The 19,850-nt window shown below is 69.7% G+C and carries 18 protein-coding genes and 1 tRNA gene; 17 read left to right on the top strand and 2 right to left on the bottom strand.

The features are described 5' to 3' along the window. Nucleotides 1-112 precede the first annotated feature (112 nt). Nucleotides 113-188 (bottom strand) — tRNA-Arg (locus tag AC30CM_RS21040). 157 nt (nucleotides 189-345) lie between these two features. Here AC30CM_RS21040 and argS point away from each other — a divergent pair. The 6 genes from argS (at nucleotide 346) to rho (ending at nucleotide 9,363) form a co-directional block, all read left to right on the top strand. Then, nucleotides 346-1,995 (top strand): arginine--tRNA ligase, encoded by a 1,650-nt coding sequence (argS, locus tag AC30CM_RS21045; protein ID WP_490118854.1) that lies wholly within the window; start codon nucleotides 346-348, stop codon nucleotides 1,993-1,995. Beyond that, nucleotides 1,996-3,417: a diaminopimelate decarboxylase gene (gene lysA, locus AC30CM_RS21050; protein WP_490118855.1), complete on the top strand. Its 1,422-nt coding sequence runs from the start codon at nucleotides 1,996-1,998 to the stop codon at nucleotides 3,415-3,417. Continuing rightward, nucleotides 3,414-4,736: a homoserine dehydrogenase gene (locus AC30CM_RS21055; protein WP_490118856.1), complete on the top strand. Its 1,323-nt coding sequence runs from the start codon at nucleotides 3,414-3,416 to the stop codon at nucleotides 4,734-4,736. The genes lysA and AC30CM_RS21055 overlap by 4 nt, the downstream gene beginning before the upstream one ends. Then, a complete protein-coding gene (thrC, locus tag AC30CM_RS21060; protein ID WP_490118857.1) occupies nucleotides 4,733-5,824 on the top strand; it encodes a threonine synthase in 1,092 nt (363 codons plus the stop codon). Before AC30CM_RS21055 ends, thrC begins: the two co-directional genes overlap by 4 nt. A 43-nt stretch (nucleotides 5,825-5,867) precedes the next feature. Next, the gene (gene thrB / locus AC30CM_RS21065) at nucleotides 5,868-6,812 is read left to right on the top strand and encodes a homoserine kinase (protein ID WP_490118858.1); all 945 of its coding nucleotides are present in this window, start codon (nucleotides 5,868-5,870) and stop codon (nucleotides 6,810-6,812) included. Nucleotides 6,813-7,263: 451 nt separating this feature from the next. Then, on the top strand, nucleotides 7,264-9,363 hold the full coding sequence (gene rho, locus AC30CM_RS21070) for a transcription termination factor Rho (RefSeq protein WP_490118876.1): 2,100 nt from the start codon (nucleotides 7,264-7,266) through the stop codon (nucleotides 9,361-9,363). An 83-nt stretch (nucleotides 9,364-9,446) separates the two neighbouring features. Here rho and AC30CM_RS21075 read toward each other — a convergent pair whose 3' ends face one another. Then, a complete protein-coding gene (locus AC30CM_RS21075; RefSeq protein WP_490118859.1) occupies nucleotides 9,447-10,070 on the bottom strand; it encodes a TetR/AcrR family transcriptional regulator in 624 nt (207 codons plus the stop codon). 123 nt (nucleotides 10,071-10,193) lie between these two features. Between AC30CM_RS21075 and fadD1 the strand changes: the two genes are divergently transcribed. The 11 genes from fadD1 to AC30CM_RS21130 all read left to right on the top strand — a co-directional run bounded on the left by fadD1 (nucleotide 10,194) and on the right by AC30CM_RS21130 (nucleotide 19,816). Further along, nucleotides 10,194-11,792, top strand: a complete 1,599-nt coding sequence (gene fadD1, locus AC30CM_RS21080; RefSeq protein WP_490118877.1) for a fatty-acid--CoA ligase FadD1 — start codon at nucleotides 10,194-10,196, stop codon at nucleotides 11,790-11,792. Nucleotides 11,793-11,957: 165 nt separating this feature from the next. Further along, nucleotides 11,958-12,182 (top strand): 50S ribosomal protein L31, encoded by a 225-nt coding sequence (gene rpmE / locus AC30CM_RS21085; protein ID WP_490118860.1) that lies wholly within the window; start codon nucleotides 11,958-11,960, stop codon nucleotides 12,180-12,182. Between the two features lie 89 nt (nucleotides 12,183-12,271). Further along, on the top strand, nucleotides 12,272-13,339 hold the full coding sequence (gene prfA / locus AC30CM_RS21090; RefSeq protein ID WP_490118861.1) for a peptide chain release factor 1: 1,068 nt from the start codon (nucleotides 12,272-12,274) through the stop codon (nucleotides 13,337-13,339). After that, nucleotides 13,336-14,202, top strand: coding sequence for a peptide chain release factor N(5)-glutamine methyltransferase (gene prmC / locus AC30CM_RS21095; protein ID WP_490118862.1), 867 nt, complete (start codon nucleotides 13,336-13,338; stop codon nucleotides 14,200-14,202). Before prfA ends, prmC begins: the two co-directional genes overlap by 4 nt. 45 nt (nucleotides 14,203-14,247) lie before the next feature. Beyond that, the gene (locus tag AC30CM_RS21100; protein WP_490118863.1) at nucleotides 14,248-14,910 is read left to right on the top strand and encodes an L-threonylcarbamoyladenylate synthase; all 663 of its coding nucleotides are present in this window, start codon (nucleotides 14,248-14,250) and stop codon (nucleotides 14,908-14,910) included. Nucleotides 14,911-14,937: 27 nt separating this feature from the next. Further along, entirely contained in the window at nucleotides 14,938-16,119 is a 1,182-nt protein-coding gene (locus tag AC30CM_RS21105; RefSeq protein ID WP_490118864.1) for a glycosyltransferase family 4 protein, read from the top strand. A 280-nt stretch (nucleotides 16,120-16,399) separates the two neighbouring features. After that, nucleotides 16,400-16,846: an ATP synthase subunit I gene (locus AC30CM_RS21110; RefSeq protein WP_490118865.1), complete on the top strand. Its 447-nt coding sequence runs from the start codon at nucleotides 16,400-16,402 to the stop codon at nucleotides 16,844-16,846. Nucleotides 16,847-16,868: 22 nt separating this feature from the next. Continuing rightward, nucleotides 16,869-17,639, top strand: a complete 771-nt coding sequence (gene atpB, locus AC30CM_RS21115; protein WP_490118866.1) for a F0F1 ATP synthase subunit A — start codon at nucleotides 16,869-16,871, stop codon at nucleotides 17,637-17,639. An 80-nt stretch (nucleotides 17,640-17,719) separates the two neighbouring features. Beyond that, nucleotides 17,720-17,974, top strand: a complete 255-nt coding sequence (locus AC30CM_RS21120) for a F0F1 ATP synthase subunit C (protein WP_163924093.1) — start codon at nucleotides 17,720-17,722, stop codon at nucleotides 17,972-17,974. Between the two features lie 9 nt (nucleotides 17,975-17,983). After that, the gene (locus AC30CM_RS21125) at nucleotides 17,984-18,484 is read left to right on the top strand and encodes a F0F1 ATP synthase subunit B (RefSeq protein ID WP_490118867.1); all 501 of its coding nucleotides are present in this window, start codon (nucleotides 17,984-17,986) and stop codon (nucleotides 18,482-18,484) included. Continuing rightward, entirely contained in the window at nucleotides 18,485-19,816 is a 1,332-nt protein-coding gene (locus AC30CM_RS21130) for a F0F1 ATP synthase subunit B/delta (RefSeq protein WP_490118868.1), read from the top strand. Nucleotides 19,817-19,850: the final 34 nt, after the last annotated feature.

The raw sequence follows: 19,850 nt of genomic DNA on the forward strand, positions 1-19,850 counted from the left end.
TAACGAATCCGCGCCACCAGCGAACGCACCGGATCGTTGAGTCATCGTTGAGCCCTGCCGGGGCGGGTGGGTGAATCGACCTAAACATGCTGTTAAGAGCAGGTTTCTGGTGTGGTGCCCCCGGCAGGATTCGAACCTGCGGCCTTCTGCTCCGGAGGCAGACGCTCTATCCCCTGAGCTACGGGGGCGCAGGCAGACGAGCTGCGCCATTGGGCGTTCGACAGCCTAACGCATGCGCACCCGATCGCCGAAACCCGGCGAGTCCGTCCGGGCCGACACCGTCCCGCGGTCCCGGCGGGAAACCGATTCGAGGGCTGACCACCGGAGACCATAGGATGGTCCCCCGTGACCCCCGCCGATCTGGCCGAGCTGCTCAAGACCACTGCCGCGGCGGTACTGGCCGAGCGCGGCCTCGACGCCGCCGCCCTGCCGGCGACCGTCACGGTCGAGCGTCCCCGCAATCCCGAGCACGGCGACTACGCCACCAACCTCGCGCTGCAGCTGGGCAAGAAGGTCGGCACCAACCCTCGTGACCTCGCCGGTTGGCTCGCCGAGGCGCTGACCAGCCAGGACGGCATCGCCGGCGCCGACGTCGCCGGGCCCGGCTTCGTCAACCTGCGCATCGAGACCTCCGCCCAGAGCATCGTGGTGGCCAACGTGCTGGCCGCCGGTGACACGTTCGGCCACTCCGACGCGCTGAACATCAACGTCAACCTCGAGTTCGTCTCCGCCAACCCCACCGGCCCCATCCACATCGGCGGCACCCGCTGGGCCGCGGTCGGCGACGCGCTCGGCCGCCTCATGACCACCCAGGGCGCCCGCGTCACCCGCGAGTACTACTTCAACGATCACGGCGCCCAGATCGACCGGTTCGCCCGCTCGCTGGTCGCCGCCGCCAAGGGTGAACCCGCCCCCGAGGACGGCTATGCCGGCGGCTACATCGTCGACATCGCCAACCAGGTCCAGGCCAAGGTGCCCGACGTCATGGCCCAGCCCGCCGACGAGCGGCAGGAGACCTTCCGTGCCGTCGGCGTCGACTTGATGTTCGCCCACATCAAGGCCTCCCTGCACGACTTCGGCACCGACTTCGACGTGTACACCCACGAAGACTCGATGCACACCTCCGGCCGCGTCGACCAGGCCATCGCCCGGCTCCGCGAGACCGGCAACATCTACGAGAAGGACGGCGCAACCTGGTTGCGCACCACCGAGTTCGGCGACGACAAGGACCGCGTCGTCATCAAGAGCGACGGCAACGCCGCCTACATCGCCGGTGACCTCGCCTACTTCCTGGACAAGCGCCAGCGCGGCTTCGACCTGTGCATCTACATGCTCGGCGCGGACCACCACGGCTACATCGCCCGGCTCAAGGCCGCCGCGGCCGCCCTCGGCGACGACCCCGACACCGTCGAAGTGCTCATCGGCCAGATGGTGAACCTGGTCCGCGACGGCCAGCCGGTGCGGATGAGCAAGCGGGCGGGCACCGTGATCACGCTCGACGACCTCGTCGACGCCATCGGGGTGGACGCCGCCCGCTACGTGCTGATCCGCAGCTCGGTGGACACCCCCATCGACATCGACCTGCAGCTGTGGTCCAGCCAGTCGAGTGAAAACCCGGTCTACTACGTGCAATACGCGCACGCGCGGCTCTCGGCCCTGGCCCGCAGCGCCGCCGACCTCGGCATCGCCGCCAGCACCGAGAACCTCGGCCTGCTGGTGCACGACCGCGAGGGCGCGCTGATGCGCACCATCGGCGAGTTCCCCCGCATCCTGAACACCGCCGTCTCGCTGCGCGAACCGCACCGCGTCTGCCGCTACCTGGAGGACCTGGCCGGGGACTACCACCGGTTCTACGACTCCTGCCGCGTGCTGCCACAGGGCGACGAGGAACCGGGTGACCTGCACGCGGCGCGCCTGGCGCTGTGCGCGGCGACGCGGCAGGTGATCGCCAACGGGCTTCGGATCCTCGGCGTCAGCGCACCGGAGCGGATGTAGATGGCGCACCCCGCAGGTCCCCGGCACGCCGAGGAGCGCCACCACGGTGGCGCGCCTGCGCGCCCCGCATCGGTCGACGACGTGCTGGTGATCGCCCCGAACGTGTGGCCGCGCAACGCCGTTCGCGGCGAAGACGGCGAGGTGCGCATCGCGGGCATCCCCGTGAGCACGCTGGCCGCCGACTACGGCACCCCGCTGTTCGTCATCGACGAGGACGACTTCCGCACCCGCTGCCGCGACATCGCCGCCGCGTTCGGCGGGGGAGAACACGTGCGCTACGCCGCGAAGGCATTCCTGTGCAGCGAGGTCGCCCGCTGGATCGACCAGGAGGGCCTGGGCCTGGACGTCTGCAGCGGCGGCGAGTTGGCCGTGGCGCTGCACGCCGGGTTCCCTGCCGAACGAATCGCATTGCACGGCAACAACAAGTCCGTCGTCGAACTCGAGGCCGCCGTCACGGCCGGTGTCGGCCACGTCGTGCTGGACTCGCTCGTCGAGATCGAGCGGCTCGACGCCATCGCCGGCGCGGCGGGCATCGTGCAGGACGTCCTGGTGCGCGTCACCGTGGGCGTCGAGGCCCACACCCACGAGTTCATCTCGACGGCACACGAGGACCAGAAGTTCGGGCTGTCGCTGGCCAGCGGCGCCGCGATGGACGCAGTCCGCCGCGTCTTCGCCGCCGACAACCTGCGACTGGTGGGGCTGCACAGCCACATCGGCTCGCAGATCTTCGACGTCGCGGGTTTCGAGATCGCCGCGCACCGCGTCATCGGGTTCCTGCGCGACGTGATCGCCGAATTCGGCGTCGCCAAGACCTCCCAGATCTCGATCGTGGACCTGGGTGGCGGCCTCGGCATCTCCTACCTGCCGCACGACGACCCGCCACCGATGTCCGAGCTGGCCGACAAGCTGTGGGCCATCGTGCGCAGCGAGTCCGCCGCCGTCGGTCTGCCCACGCCCAACCTGGTCGTGGAGCCCGGCCGGGCCATCGCAGGCCCGGGGACCGTCACCCTGTACCAGGTGGGCACCGTGAAGGACGTCGCGATCAGCCCCACCGCGCAGCGACGCTACGTCAGCGTCGACGGCGGCATGAGCGACAACATCCGCACCTCGCTGTACGACGCCGAATACGACGCCCGGCTGGTCTCGCGCACCAGCACCGCCGCACCCGTGCTGTCGCGCATCGTCGGAAAGCACTGCGAGAGCGGTGACATCGTGGTGCGCGACACCTGGGTGTCCGAGGACGTCGCCCCCGGTGACCTGATCGGCGTCGCCGCGACCGGCGCCTATTGCTATTCGATGTCGAGCCGGTACAACCTGCTCGGCCGGCCCGCGGTGGTGGCCGTCAAGGATGGCGTGGCCCGCCTGGTGCTGCGCCGCGAGACCACCGACGATCTGCTGAGCCTGGAGGTAAGCGACGAATGACAGAGCAGAAGCCCATCGGCGTAGCGGTATTGGGCCTGGGCAACGTGGGCACCGAGGTGGTGCGCATCATCGAGGACAGTGCTGCCGACCTCGCCGCCCGCATCGGCGCCCCGCTGGAGCTGCGCGGCATCGGCGTGCGACGGGTGGCCGACGACCGCGGCGTGCCCAGCGCGCTGCTGACCGACGACATCGAGGCGCTCGCCGCCCGTGAGGACGTCGACATCGTCGTCGAGCTCATGGGGCCGGTGGAACCCGCCCGCAAGGCGATCCTCACCGCGCTGGAGCAGGGCAAGTCGGTGGTCACCGCCAACAAGGCGCTCATGGCGCAATCCACCGGCGAACTGGCCCAGGCGGCCGAGAACGCCCGCGTGGACCTGTACTTCGAGGCGGCCGTCGCCGGCGCCATCCCGGTGATCCGGCCGCTGACGCAGTCGCTGGCCGGTGACTCCGTGCTGCGCGTCGCGGGCATCGTCAACGGCACCACCAACTACATCCTCTCGGCGATGAACGACACCGGCGCCGACTACGCGGGGGCCCTCGCCGACGCCAGCGCGCTCGGCTACGCCGAGGCCGATCCCACCGCCGACGTCGAGGGGTACGACGCCGCCGCCAAGGCGGCGATCCTGGCCTCCATCGCCTTCCACACCCGCGTCACCGCCGACGACGTCTACCGCGAGGGCATCACCAAGGTCTCCGCCGAGGACTTCCAGTCGGCCAAGGCCCTGGGCTGCAACATCAAGCTGCTGGCCATCTGCGAGCGGCTCACCGACGCCGACGGGCAGCAGCGGGTCTCGGCCCGCGTGTACCCCGCACTGGTGCCGTTGGAGCACCCGCTGGCGTCGGTCGGCGGTGCGTTCAACGCCGTGGTGGTCGAAGCCGAGGCGGCCGGCCGGCTGATGTTCTACGGCCAGGGCGCCGGCGGCTCCCCGACGGCGTCCGCGGTGATGGGCGACGTCGTGATGGCGGCCCGCAACCGCGTGCAGGGCGGCCGCGGGCCGCGTGAGTCGAAGTACGCCCAGTTGCCCATCGCCCCTATCGGATTGATCCCCACCCGCTACTACGTGTCGATGAGCGTCGCCGACCGACCGGGCGTACTGTCGTCGGTCGCCGCGGAGTTCGGCAGGCGCGAGGTGAGCATCGCCGAGGTGCGCCAGGAGGGCATCGTCGACGAGGGTGGGCAGCCGTGCGGGGCTCGCATCGTCGTCGTCACCCACCGCGCCACCGATGCCGCACTGTCGGACACCGTGGCCGCGCTGTCAGATCTCGACGTCGTGCAGGGCATCAACAGCGTGCTGCGCCTGGAAGGAACCCCCGAATGATCTCCGCCGGATCCGATTCCCGTGCCGTCCACCGGCCGTGGCCGGGCCTGATCGGCGCGTACCGCGACCGGCTGCCCGTCGAGGACCACTGGCGCAACGTCACGCTGCTCGAAGGCGGCACGCCGCTGATCCATGCCACGCACATCAGCGAGATCACCGGCTGCACCGTGCACCTGAAGGTCGAGGGACTCAACCCCACGGGCTCCTTCAAGGACCGCGGGATGACCGTCGCCGTCACCGAGGCGGTGGCCAGGGGGCAGCAGGCCGTGCTGTGCGCGTCCACCGGCAACACGTCGGCGTCGGCCGCGGCGTACGCCGCCCGCGCGGGCATCACGTGCGCGGTGCTGATTCCCCAGGGCAAGATCGCGATGGGCAAGCTCGCGCAGGCAGTCATGCACGGCGCCAAGATCATTCAGATCGACGGCAACTTCGACGACTGCCTGGAACTGGCCCGCAAGCTGACGGCCGACTACCCGACCGTGGCGCTGGTGAACTCCGTCAACTCCTACCGCATCGAGGGCCAGAAGACCGCCGCGTTCGAGATCGTCGACGCCTTGGGGACGGCTCCCGACGTGCACTCGCTGCCCGTCGGCAACGCGGGCAACATCACGGCCTACTGGAAGGGCTACTCGGAGTACCACCGCGACGGGCTGTCGGACCGGCTGCCGAAGATGCTCGGCACCCAGGCCGCGGGCGCCGCCCCGCTGGTGTCCGGCCAGCCGGTGAAGAACCCCGAGACCATCGCCACGGCCATCCGCATCGGAGCCCCCGCGTCGTGGAACCCGGCCGTCGAGGCGCAGCAGCAGTCCGGTGGCAAGTTCCTCGCCGCCACCGACGAGGAGATCCTGGCGGCCTACCACCTGGTGGCGCGGTCCGAGGGCGTGTTCGTCGAGCCGGCGTCGGCCGCCAGCATCGCCGGCCTGCTGAAGTCGGTCGAGGACGGTTGGGTGACCAAGGGGTCCACGGTGGTCTGCACCGTCACCGGTAACGGTCTCAAGGACCCCGACACCGCGCTCAAGGGCATGCCGGAGGTGACGGCCATCCCCGTCGATCCGTCTGCCGTGGTGGACCAGCTGGGTCTGGCCTGATCGGATGAGCGTGCGGGTTGACGATGGTGGAAGGGCGGCTGCCGTGACGCAGGTGCTCCCGGCCGGCCTGAGCACTACCGCGGTGGTCGCGGCGTCGAGCGCCAACCTGGGTCCCGGCTTCGACAGCCTCGGGTTGGCGTTGGGCCTGTACGACGAGATCGAGGTCACCACTGCGGATTTTGGGCTGACGATCCACGTCGAAGGGGAGGGCGCCGGCCAGGTTCCCCTGGACGCGTCCCATCTCGTGGTACGTGCCATCGACGCCGGCCTCACCGCGGCCGGCTTCGGCGCTGCCGGCTTGAACATCCGCTGTCGCAACGCCATTCCGCACTCGCGTGGGTTGGGATCGTCCGCCGCGGCCGTCGTGGGCGGTTTGGCCGTCGCCAACGGCCTTGTGGCGCAGACTGATTCGCCCGTGTTGACCGACGACCGCCTGGTGCAACTGTCCTCGGAGTTCGAGGGTCATCCGGACAACGCATCGGCGGCCGTGCTCGGCGGGGCCGTGGTGTCCTGGACCGAGGGGGAGGGGCCGCTGGCCACCTACGCGGCGGCGCCGCTGCGGCTGCACTCCGACGTGCACCTGTTCCCGGCCATCCCGCAGGTGCGGTCGTCGACTGCCGAGACCCGCATCCTGCTGCCGGACACCGTCAGCCACGTCGATGCCCGCTTCAACCTGAGCCGCGCCGCCCTGTTGGTCGTCGCGCTCACCGAACGGCCGGACCTGTTGATGGCCGCGACCGCCGACCGGCTGCACCAGTCCCAGCGCGGACCCGCCATGCCGGCCTCTGCGGAATACATCGAGATCCTGCGGCGTTGTGGGGTGGCAGCGGTGCTGTCCGGGGCCGGACCAGCGGTTATCGCACTGAGTACCGAGCCGGAACTGCCGGCCGAGGCCCTGGAGTTCGGCGCCGCGCACGGGTTCACCGTCCAGGAGATGGCCGTGGGAGAGCGTGTGCGCTGGACGACCGGCGCCGACGTCTCGCGCTGATCGACCCGAGGAGCGCGTGACGTCGACGGCGCAGGGTGCCAGACGCGCGGTGGCGGCATTCTTGCTTCCCACTCGGATGCGAGTTATCCTCGCAATCGTCCAGCAATCGCAGCGTCTGTGCCTGCGCCGACACTAGGACGACCACTCTTTTCTTTGGTGTTCAACCCGTGTACTGACGGTTCGCCGCACGACGGCGAATCCACGCGATCACCGTTGCCGATGCGGCGGTGGGACCTCGACATTCAGCGGATCGGCTGACTGCGAACAACCCTCGTACGACCAGATGAGCGAGGGTAAGGAAAGGAAATCCGTGACTGATACGGACCTCTTCACGGCTGAGGGCTCGAGCGACGACGTCGCCGCGCCGAACGCCGTGACCACGCCCCCCACGAACTCCGCCGAGAGCGGCTCGAACGCCGCGTCGTCCGGCAAGGGTGGCTCACTGACCGCGATGGTGCTGCCGGACCTGCGTGCCCTGGCCAGCCAGCTCGGCGTCAAGACGTCCTCCGGCATGCGCAAGAGCGATCTGATCGCCGCCATCCGGGCACACCGCGGCGAGACCAACGGGGCGTCCCCAACCGCCGACGAGCCCGCTGGGCAGGCCGTTCAGGCCGCAGAGTCGGTCAAGGAACAGCCCAACGAGACGGCCGCCGAGGCCTCGGTGCAGGCCCCGCCGCGACGCGAGCGCCGCAGCGCCTCCCGCCAGACGGGTGCGCCCAGCGCCGCCGCCGAGGCGCCCACCACGCAGCCGGCGACCGAGGTCGCGACCGACGCTGCCCCCGACAAGGCCCCCGACAAGCCGGAGCAGTCCGACAAGCCCGCCTCCGCGCCCAAGGCCGAGAAGGCACAGGCGCCGGCCAAGGCCGACGCCGGCGAATCGGCCGCCCCCGTGGAGGCCGGCGACGACACCAAGAGCGCCGGTGACGAAGGCGGCTCCCGTCGACGCAACCGCGAGAACCGCAACAACAATCGGTCCAACAACGACGACCGCAACAACAACGACCGGGGCGGCGACAACCGCGGCGAGGGCAACCGCGCCGAGAAGGCCGACCAGGACGACACCGCGGGCGGGAATCGCAACCGCAACAACAACGACCGCAACAACAACCGGTCCAACAACGACGACCGGGGCAACAACGAGAACCGGGGCAACAACGAGAACCGGGGCAACAACGAGAACCGGGGCAACAACGAGAACCGCAACGACGGTGGCAACCGCGGCGGCGAGACCCGGAACAACGAGAACCGGAACAACGAGAACCGGTCGAACAACAACGACGACGATGACGACGAGGGCCGCGGCGGTCGTCGCGGTCGGCGGTTCCGCGACCGCAGGCGCCGCGAGCGCGGTGGCGGCGGCGGCGAGGGCGGCGACACCGAACTGCGCGACGACGACGTGGTCCAGCCCGTCGCCGGCATCCTCGACGTCCTCGACAACTACGCCTTCGTCCGCACGTCGGGCTACCTGGCCGGACCCAACGACGTCTACGTGTCGATGAACATGGTCCGCAAGAACGGGCTGCGCCGCGGTGACGCCGTCACCGGTGCGGTGCGCGTGCCCCGCGAGGGCGAGAGCACCGGCGGCAACAACCCGCGGCAGAAGTTCAATCCGCTGGTGCGCCTCGACAGCGTCAACGGTGGCTCGGTGGAGGACGCCAAGAAGCGTCCCGAGTTCGGCAAGCTGACGCCGCTGTACCCGAATCAGCGCCTGCGCCTCGAGACCACGCCGGAGCGGCTCACCACGCGCGTGATCGACCTGATCATGCCGATCGGCAAGGGCCAGCGCGCCCTTATCGTGTCCCCGCCCAAGGCGGGCAAGACCACGATCATGCAGGACATCGCGAACGCGATCACGAAGAACAACCCCGAGTGCCACCTGATGGTCGTCCTCGTCGACGAGCGTCCCGAAGAGGTCACGGACATGCAGCGCTCCGTCGTGGGTGAGGTCATCGCCTCCACCTTCGACCGGCCGCCGTCAGACCACACCCAGGCCGCCGAACTCGCCATCGAGCGGGCCAAGCGCCTGGTGGAGCAGGGCAAGGACGTCGTCGTGCTGCTCGACTCGATCACCCGCCTCGGCCGCGCGTACAACAACGCGTCGCCGGCGTCGGGTCGCATCCTGTCCGGCGGTGTCGACTCGACCGCGCTCTACCCGCCCAAGCGGTTCCTCGGCGCGGCGCGCAACATCGAGCACGGCGGGTCGCTGACCATCATCGCCACGGCGATGGTGGAGACCGGGTCCACCGGTGACACCGTGATCTTCGAGGAGTTCAAGGGCACCGGCAACGCCGAACTCAAGCTCGACCGCAAGATCGCGGAGCGTCGCGTGTTCCCGGCCGTGGACGTCAACCCGTCGGGCACCCGCAAGGACGAGCTGCTGCTCGGGGCCGACGAGTTCGCCATCGTGCACAAGCTGCGGCGCGTGCTCAGTGGCCTGGACAGCCATCAGGCCATCGACCTGCTCATGAGCCAGCTGCGCAAGACCAAGAACAACTACGAGTTCCTGGTTCAGGTCTCCAAGACCACGCCGGCCAGCATGGACAACGACTAGGCCCCGAACGCCACGTTCTGAGCACCGCGAAAGGGCCCTGTCTCCACGGAGGCAGGGCCCTTTCGGTGTCAGGGGGCGGGCGGTCAGACCGCGGGATCGGCGCGCAGCGCCGTCATCACGTAGCGCCGCACGTGGGAGAGGACGGCCTCGGGATCGTTGACGTCGAGCTGGCGACCCGGCACCGTGGTCAACGACAGGATGGCCCGCGCCACCCACTCCGATGCCTCGTCGACCACGATGTCGGGGTGCACCTCGCCGGCGTCGCGCGCCGCGACGACGTAACGCCGCCAGAAGTCGGCGAGATCGGGCACCAGGCCGGACACGCCCGCCCCCGCACACAACGCGAACTCCTCGGGCTCCTCGGTGCGCAGCTTCATCAGCAGCGCCCCCGGATCGTCGTATGCGGTGCGCGCGTGACTCACCCCCGCCGCGATCTGGCGGTCCAGTCCCCGTACCTGACCGAGCAACGCGTGCGAATCCGACCAGTACGCGTCGTTGAGTCGAACCAGGGCCGCGCCCAGCAGGGTCGCCTTGTCGGGGAAGTGGCGGTACAGCCAGCCGCGGGACACCGCGGCGACCTCGGCCACCTCCGAGACCGTCGTGGCGCGGATTCCCTTGGCGCGCAGACACACCTCGGCGGCATCGATCAGACGGTCACGAACCGTCGGGGTGCCGGAGGGGGCCACGGTCACGGAAGTGTCGGTCAACGATCCTCTTCGAGCTGCGGGGGAGCGGGTCCATGCATTCTGCCAATGGCCGGACGGGGCGGGGGTCACGACCCGACAATGGTGGACACATTCGGAATCGTGTTCACTGCCGAAAGGGCATGGATGACCGACACGCTGCAGAGCCTGATGCGCAGTCGCGCGGCCGACGACGGCGTCGCCATCAGGTACGGCGACCGCACGTGGACGTGGCGCGAGCACGTCGCGCAGGCGCGGGCGCAGGCCGCGGCGGTGATCGCGGCGGCCGATCCCGGCCGCCCGCTGCACGTCGGCGCATTGCTGGGCAACGGCCCCGACATGCTCACCGCACTCGCCGCCGCGGCGCTCGGCGGGTACGTGCTGTGCGGGGTGAACACCACTCGCCGGGGCGAGGCGCTGGCCCGCGACGTCGCCCGCGTCGACTGCCAGTTGCTGCTCACCGACGGCGAACATCGCGGACTGCTGCGGGGAGTCGAGCTGCCCGGAGTCGAGGTCGTGGACGTCTCGCAGGCCGACTGGCACGCCCGCACCAGCGCCGCGCCGCAGCTCGTGCCCCATCGCGAGGTCGTGCCCGACGACACGTTCATGCTGATCTTCACCTCGGGCACCAGCGGTGAACCCAAGGCCGTCGAGGTACCGCACGCCATGGTGCTGTTCGCCGGTACCGCGCTGGTGCAGCGGTACGGCCTCGACGCCTCCGACGTCTGTTACCTCGCCATGCCGCTGTTCCACTCGAACGCCGTCTACGCGGGGTGGAGCGTGGCCCTCAACGCCGGGGCGGCCATGGTTCCCGCCACCTTCTCGGCGTCGCGGTTCCTGCCCGACGTGCGCCGGTACGGCGTCACCTACATGAACTACGTCGGCAAGCCACTCGCCTACGTCCTGGCCACCCCGGAGCAGCCCGACGACGCCGAGAACCCCTTGCGCATCGCGTTCGGCAACGAGGCCACCGACCGTGACATCGAGGAGTTCGGCAGGCGCTTCGGCTGCGCGGTCTGGGACGGCTTCGGCTCCACCGAGACCGCCGTCATCATCACGCGTCCCGACGACACTCCGCCGGGGTCCATCGGCAAGGGTTTCCCCGGCGTGGCGATCTACGACCCGGAGACCGTCACCGAATGCGAGATCGCGCGGTTCGACGGGCAGGGGGCACTGCTGAACGCCGACGCCGCCACCGGGGAGTTGGTCAACACCTCCGGCAGCGGCCTGTTCCGGGGCTACTACAACGACCAGGGCGCGACCGACCAGCGGCTGCGCCACGGCATGTACTGGTCGGGCGACCTCGCCTACCGCGACGCCGACGGGTGGATCTACCTCGCGGGCCGCACCGCCGACTGGATGCGCGTCGACGGCGAGAACATGACCACGGCGCCCATCGAACGCATCCTGCTGCGGCTGGCCGCGGTCAGTCGCGTCGCGGTGTACCCGGTCCCCGACGACCTCGTCGGCGACCAGGTGATGGCGGCGCTCGTCCTGCGTGACGACGCCACGGTGACGCCGGAGGAGTTCGCCGCGTTCCTCGCGGACCAGCCCGACCTGTCCCCGAAGGCGTGGCCCCGGCACGTGTGGGTGGCCGACGATCTGCCCAGCACCGCGACCAACAAGATCCTCAAACGCGAGCTGATCGCGATGGGCGCCGACCCGGCGGGCGGGGTGGTGTGGACGCGGCACGGCAGGGCATTCCAGGTCGCGGGGGAGCCCGCCGTCAGCGGCACGGATCGCTGACCCGTCGCCCGCGACGGCCCAGGAATAGCGACCGGTCCGTGCACGTTTAGGACTCTGACGGCTGACCTGGCATAATGGGCCGTCGCCCCTCGGTACCGGTTCACGTCCGACGCCTCCTGTGGAGGAACGGGCGACCCGGCGACCAACCAACGAAGAGGACTACACATGAAATCGGGTATTCACCCCAGCTACGCCGACACCACCGTCGTATGCGGTTGCGGCAACACGTTCCAGACGCGCAGCACCAAGGAGAGCGGCCACATCGTGGTCGAGGTGTGCTCGCAGTGCCACCCCTTCTACACCGGCAAGCAGAAGATCCTCGACACCGGCGGCCGCGTGGCCCGGTTCGAGAAGCGCTACGGCAAGCGCAAGGCCGGCTCCGGTAGCTAGTCCCGACGACGGCGCCCGCTCCCGACGCTCCGCGTTGGGTACGGGCGCCGTTCTCGTTGGCATCGGACGCGACGCACGGAGGCATTTCCATGAGTGACAACAAGATCGACGTGCTCCTCGACGAGCACGCCAGCCTGGAGAGCCAGCTCGCCGACCCTGCGCTGCACGCCGACGCCGCAGCCGCGCGCCGGGTCGGTCGCCGCTTCGCGCAGCTGTCACCCATCGTCGCCACCTACCGCAAGCTCGAGGCCGCCCGCGGCGACCTCGACGCCGCCAAGGAACTGGCGGCCGACGACGCGTCGTTCGCCGAGGAGGTGCCCGACCTCGAGAGTCGGGTCGCCGAACTCGACCGTCAGCTCACCGACCTGCTGGCGCCGCGCGACCCGCACGACGCCGACGACGTGGTCCTCGAGGTGAAGTCCGGCGAAGGCGGCGAGGAGTCCGCGCTGTTCGCCGCCGACCTCGCCCGCATGTACATCCGCTACGCCGAGCGTCACGGCTGGACCGTGACCGTGCTCGACGAGACCACGTCCGACCTCGGCGGCTACAAGGACGCGACGATCACCATCGCCAGCAAGGGCGACTCGGCCGACGGCGTCTGGTCGCGGCTGAAGTTCGAGGGTGGCGTGCACCGCGTACAGCGGGTGCCGGTCACCGAATCGCAGGGCCGCGTGCACACCTCCGCGGCAGGCGTCCTGGTCTACCCCGAGCCCGACGAGGTCGAGCAGGTGCAGATCGACGAGTCCGACCTGCGCATCGACGTCTACCGGTCCTCCGGCAAGGGCGGGCAGGGCGTCAACACCACCGACTCCGCCGTGCGCATCACGCACCTGCCCACCAACATCGTCGTCACGTGCCAGAACGAGCGCTCGCAGCTGCAGAACAAGGCCCGCGCCATGCAGGTGCTCGCCGCCCGGCTGCAGGCGCTCGCCGAGGAGCAGGCGCAGGCCGACGCGTCCGCCGACCGGGCGAGCCAGATCCGCACCGTCGACCGCAGCGAGCGCATCCGCACCTACAACTTCCCCGAGAACCGCATCGCCGATCACCGCATCAACTTCAAGGCGCACAACCTCGACCAGGTGCTTGACGGCGACCTGGACCCGCTGTTCGACGCGCTGGCCGCCGCCGACAAGCAGGCCCGCCTGCAGGAAGCGTGACCACGCCCGACGCGACGGCGCTGCGGCGGTGGGTGGCGTCGGCCACCCGGACGCTGGCCGACGCCGGCATCGACAGCGCCCGCCACGATGCCGAGTCGCTCGCCGCGCACGTGGCGGGCGTCGACCGCGGCCGGCTGTTCCTCACCGTGCCCGACGCCGGATTCGAGGCGCGCTTCTCCGAGATCGTCGCGGCCAGGGCGCGCCGCATCCCGCTGCAGCACCTCGTCGCCTCGGCGGCGTTCGGCCCGGTCGAACTCGACGTCGGTCCCGGCGTGTTCGTGCCGCGACCCGAGACCGAGGCGCTGCTGGAATGGGCGCTGACACAACCACTTCCGTCGCAACCGCTGATCGTCGACCTGTGCACGGGGTCCGGTGCCCTGGCCATCGCGCTGGCCCACCCATCGACAGGCCTCACACCCGCCGCCACGATCATCGGTGTCGACGACTGGCCCAGCGCGTTGGAGTACGCGCGGCGCAACGCCGCGGGCACCGGAGTGCGCATCGTCGCCGCCGACGTCACCTCGCCCGACCTGCTCGCCGAGTACGACGGCGCCGTCGACCTCATCGTGGCCAACCCGCCCTACATCCCCGAGGGTGCCGTCCTGGAACCCGAGGTCGCCGATCACGATCCGCACCACGCGCTGTTCGGCGGTCCCGACGGAGCGAGCGTCATCGGACCCATGGCGGTCAACGCCGCGCGACTGCTGCGTCCCGGGACCGGCCGCATCGGCGTCGAACACGACGACACCACCGCCGCGGCGACCGTCGCGATCTTCGAGCGCACCGGGGCGTTCACCGAAGTCACGTCGCGCCACGACCTCACCGGGCGACCCCGGTTCGTCACCGCCGTCCGGGCGGAGTGAGAAGCTAGACGTCGTGATCGACGAGCGCCTGCTGCAGGAGCAACCGTGACGGAACTCTTCGACTGCACCGACCCCGACCAACGCGCCGCGGGCCTGGCGTCTGCGGTGAGCGCGGTCAAGGGAGGCCGCCTGGTGGTCATGCCCACCGACACGGTGTACGGCATCGGCGCCGACGCGTTCGACGGCTCCGCCGTGGCCGCGCTGCTGGCCGCCAAGGGGCGCGGTCGGGACATGCCGGTCGGCGTGCTCGTCGGCTCGTGGCACACCATCGAGGGACTCGTCTACTCGGTGCCCGCCAGCGCGCGAGAACTCATCCGGGCGTTCTGGCCAGGCGCGCTGAGCCTGGTGGTACGCCAGGCGCCGTCACTGCAGTGGGACCTCGGCGACGCCAACGGCACCGTCATGCTGCGGATGCCGCTGCACCCGGTGGCCATCGACCTGCTGCGCGAGGTCGGGCCCATGGCCGTGTCGAGCGCGAACGTCTCGGGACGTCCCGCGGCGGTCACCGCAGCGGAGGCCCGCGACCAGCTCGGCGAGCGCGTCGAGGTGTACCTCGAAGCCGGGACGTCGGCGAAGCAGGCGGCGTCGACCATCGTCGACCTGACGTCGGCCACCCCGCGGGTGCTGCGCGAGGGACCCGTCTCGGCCGCCGCCGTCGCCGCGGTCCTCGGCGTCGACGCGGAGTCGCTGGCGCCGCGCGCCGACTGACCGGCGGCCACAGGAACGTCGAGTACGGTGCACCAAGTGGAAGGGCTGCTCGCACTGTCGGATCGCGGTGCCGGCGTCCCGCTGCGGGAGCTGGCGCTCGTCGGCCTGACCGCCGCCATCATCACCTACTTCGCCACCGGCTGGGTGCGCGCGCTCGCCACCCGGTGGGGCGCGGTGGCCTATCCGCGAGAGCGCGACGTCCACCTGCAGCCCACGCCGCGCATGGGCGGCCTGGCGATGTACGTGGGCGTCGCCTGCGCCGTATTGCTGGCCTCCCAGCTGCCGGCCCTCACCCGGGGCTTCGTGTACTCGTCCGGCATGCCCGCCGTCGTGGTCGCCGGCGGGCTGATCATGGCGATCGGGCTCATCGACGACCGGTGGGGCCTGGACGCGCTGACGAAGTTCGCCGGCCAGATCACGGCCGCGAGCGTGCTGGTCACCATGGGCGTGGCCTGGAGCGTGCTCTACATCCCGATCGGCGGCGTCGGCACCATCGTGCTCGACCAGGTGACCTCGATCCTGCTCACGCTCGCGCTGACGGTGTCCATCGTCAACGCGATGAACTTCGTCGACGGCCTGGACGGGCTCGCCGCCGGCCTCGGGTTGATCACGGCGGCGGCCATCTGCATCTTCTCGGTCGGGCTGCTGCGCGACCACGGGGGAGACGTGCTGTTCTACCCGCCCGCCGTGATCTCGGTGGTGCTCGCGGGCGCGTGCCTGGGCTTCCTGCCGCACAACTTCCACCGCGCCCGCATCTTCATGGGCGACTCCGGCTCCATGCTCATCGGCCTCATGCTCGCGGCGGCCTCGACCACCGCGGCCGGACCCATCTCGCAGAACGCCTATGGGGCCCGCGACGTCTTCGCGCTGCTGTCACCGTTCCTGCTCGTGGTCGCCGTGATGTTCGTGCCCGCGCTGGACATGCTGCTGGCCATCGTGCGCCGCACCCGCGCCGGGCAGAGCCCGTTCAGTCCCGACAAGATGCACCTGCACCATCGGTTGCTGCAGATCGGCCACTCGCACCGACGCGTCGTCCTGCTCATCTACCTATGGGTGGGAATCGTCGCGCTCGGTGCGGCCAGCACCATCTTCTTCGACCCGCGCTACACCGGGGCGGTGATGCTCGCCGCCATCGTCGTGGCCATCGTCGTCACCCTCATTCCGCTGCTGAAACGCGGCCGCGAGGTTCCCGGCGACATCGCAGACTAGGTGCGGCGCGGGGTTGTACGACGAAAAGTAGTAGACCCTCGTTTGGCCTGCTGACCGTGTGGTACGTTACTCGCAGAACCCGAAGCCTCACGGGTTGCCGGCCCGGCCCATCGACTTCCGCGAAGCCGATCGGCGCCGACTCACGACCGACATAAGGGAGCTACCCCTTGGGTGATTCCAGCGCGCCCGTCGCCCTTCGATACGCTCGTCGGGCACGGCACCGGATCATTTTCTCGACCCAGGGAACGGCCCTCCGTGCCAGCGGGAACGAGGTGACGCGATGACCACGCCAGCGGCAGACGCGCCGTTCGTGTTCCCGGCCGTCGCGTTCCGTCCGGTGCGGCTCTCCCTCGTCTGCCTCGCCCTGACCGCCGTCGCGGTGGTCGCCTCCGCGTTCGTCGACACCGCCCTGTTCGGCGTCTTCTTCGGCGTGGGCCTGGGGCTGGGCCTGCTCAATGCGCTGCTAGTGCGGCGGGCGGTCGAGTCGATCACCGCCGAGGACCACCCACTCAAGAAGAAGATGGCGGTGAACTCGGCGACCCGGTTGCTGATCATCACCGCCGTCGCGCTGACCATCGCATTGGTCTTCAAGGCCCACGGGGGCATCGCCGTGCTCTTCGGGCTGGCGATCTTCCAGGCCCTGCTGGTGATGAGTACCAGCATCCCGGTGCTGCGGAAGATCCGCAGCCAGGGTCTCGACGTGCTCGACACGGAATCGAAGGATTGAGCTGACCTACATGACAGGGACCATGACCGAGACCGTCCTCGCCGCCGAGGAAGGTGGCGCCGCCATTCACGTCGGACACCACACGATGGTGTTCGAGATGTTCGGCATGACGTTCAACGGTGACACGATCCTCGCCACCGCGATCACCGCCGTCATCATCATCGCCCTGGCGTTCGTCCTGAAGGCCAAGGTGACGTCGACGGGCGTGCCGTCGGGCATCCAGCTGTTCTGGGAGGCCCTGACCATCCAGATGCGCCAGCAGATCGAGGGCTCGATCGGCATGAAGGTCGCGCCGTTCGTCCTTCCCCTGGCCGTCGCGCTGTTCGCGTTCATCCTCATCTCGAACTGGCTGGCGGTGCTGCCGCTGCAGTACGGCGGCTCCGACGGGGCCGCGGGCGAGCTGTACAAGCCGCCCGCCTCCGACATCAACTTCGTGCTGGCGCTCGCGCTGTTCGTGTTCATCTGCTACCACGCCGCGGGCATCTGGCGCCGCGGCATCGTCGGCCACCCGGTCAAGGTCGTGAAGGGCCACGTCGCGTTCCTGGCGCCCATCAACATCGTCGAGGAACTCGCCAAGCCGATCTCGCTGGCCCTGCGACTCTTCGGCAACATCTTCGCCGGTGGCATCCTCGTCGCGCTCATCGCGATGTTCCCCTGGTACATCCAGTGGCTGCCCAACGCCATCTGGAAGACGTTCGACCTCTTCGTCGGCCTGATCCAGGCGTTCATCTTCTCGCTGCTGACCATCCTGTACTTCAGCCAGTCGATGGAACTCGAACACGACGGGCACTAGCCCACAACCGAAGACCTGCTCGACCCAGTAGGACAACAGACCTGGTGGTTTGAGCCACCAGAAACCAAGGAGGAAAAGGAATGGATCCCAACGCCATCATCACGGCGGGCGCGCTGATCGGCGGCGGTCTGATCATGGGTGGCGGCGCGATCGGCGCCGGTATCGGTGACGGCATCGCCGGTAATGCGCTGATCTCCGGCATCGCGCGGCAGCCCGAGGCCCAGGGCCGGCTGTTCACGCCGTTCTTCATCACCGTCGGTCTGGTCGAGGCCGCGTACTTCATCAACCTGGCGTTCATGGCGCTGTTCGTCTTCGCCACGCCGGGCCTGCAGTAATCCACCGGCATGGGTGACGTAACCACATCCCTCTTGGCGGCCGAAGAAGGTGGCGGGACCAGTAACTTCCTGATCCCCAACGGCACCTTCTTCGTCATCCTGCTCATCTTCTTGATCACGCTCGGCGTGATCGCGAAGTGGGTAGTGCCGCCGGTCAGCAAGGTCCTCGCCGAGCGCGAGGCCATGCTGGCCAAGACCGCCGCGGACAACCGGAAGTCGGCCGAGCAGGTGGCCGCCGCACAGGCGGACTACGACGAGGCGATGGCCGGAGCCCGCAGCGAGGCCTCAGCGATCCGTGACGAGGCCCGCAACGCGGGTCGGCAGGTCGTCGAGGCAAAGCGCAGCGAAGCCAACGGCGAGGTTGCCGAAACCGTCCGTGCCGCGGATGAGCAGTTGTCACAACAGGGTTCGACCGCACGGTCTGAACTGCAGTCGTCGGTCGACGGCCTTTCCGAGCAGCTCGCCAGCCGGATCTTGGGCGTCGACGTGAAATCAGGTGGGAGCCGCTAGATGTCGACCTTCATCGGGCAGCTGATCGGCTTTGCCGTCATCGTCTTCATCCTCGTGAAGTGGGTGGTGCCCCCCGTGCGGAATCTGATGCGCAAGCAGCAGGACGCCGTGCGGGCGGCACTGGCCGAGAGCGCAGAGGCCAGCCGCAAGCTCGCCGATGCCGATGCGATGCACGCAAAGGCGCTCGAGAACGCCCGGGCCGAGTCGGCCAAGGTGACCGACGAGGCCCGTCAGGACTCCGAGCGCATCGCCGCACAGTTGGCCGAGCAGGCCGGCGTCGAGGCCGAGCGGATCAAGGCACAGGGAGCACAGCAGGTTCAGCTGATGCGCCAGCAGCTCATCCGTGAGCTGCGCATGGGTCTGGGCGACGAGTCGGTGCAGAAGGCGGGCGACCTGGTCCGCAGCCACGTGTCCGATCCCGCGGCCAGGGCGGCCACCGTGGACCGGTTCCTCGACGAGCTGGACCAGATGGCGCCGTCGAGCTTCGTCATCGAGACCGGCGCGTCGTCTCGACTGCGTGCCTCCAGCCGGGAGTCGCTCGCGGCGCTGACGTCGGAATTCGATTCGACGGCAGGCAGTCTCGACGCCGACGGGCTCTCCTCCCTGGCCGACGACCTGGCATCGGTGGTCAAGGTGCTGGTGGCCGAGCCCGTACTCAACCGGCACCTGGCCGAGCCGTCGGACAACGCGGCGGCCAAGGTGGCCCTGGTCGACCGACTGCTGTCGGGCAAGATCGGCGACGCCGCACTCAAGCTGGTGCGCACCGCGGCTTCGCAGCGGTGGTCGGCCGAGTCCGATCTGATCGATGGCGTCGAGCACACCGCGCGCCTCGCCCTGCTGAAGCGGGCCGAGACCACCGGTGAGATCGACGCCGTGGAAGACCAGCTGTTCCAGTTCGGCAGGGCGCTGGACGCCGAGCCGAAGCTGGGCACGCTGCTCAGCGACTACACCACGCCCGCCGACGGCCGAGTTGCGCTGTTGCACAAGGTGCTCGGCGCCGACGTCAACGTGGTCGCCAAGGCCCTGCTGAGCCAGACCGTCGCGTTGCTGCGCGGCGAGCGCGCCGACGAGGCCGTCATCGACCTCGCCGAGCTGGCCGTGGCCCGACGAGACGAGGTCGTGGCGCACGTCGCCGCGGCGGCCGAGCTGTCGGAGGCGCAGCGGACGCGGCTCACCGACGTGCTGTCGCGCATCTACGGTCACCCCGTCTCCGTGCAACTGCACGTCGACGCGGAGCTGCTCGGTGGTCTCTCGATCGCCGTCGGCGACGAGGTGATCGACGGTTCCATCGCCTCCCGCCTGGCAGCCGCTCAGACGCAACTGCCGGACTGACGAGCGCTCGCGCGGCGAGCCGGCACGCACCGAC

This window comes from Mycobacterium sp. DHQP2018-32-09, from assembly GCF_058148405.1.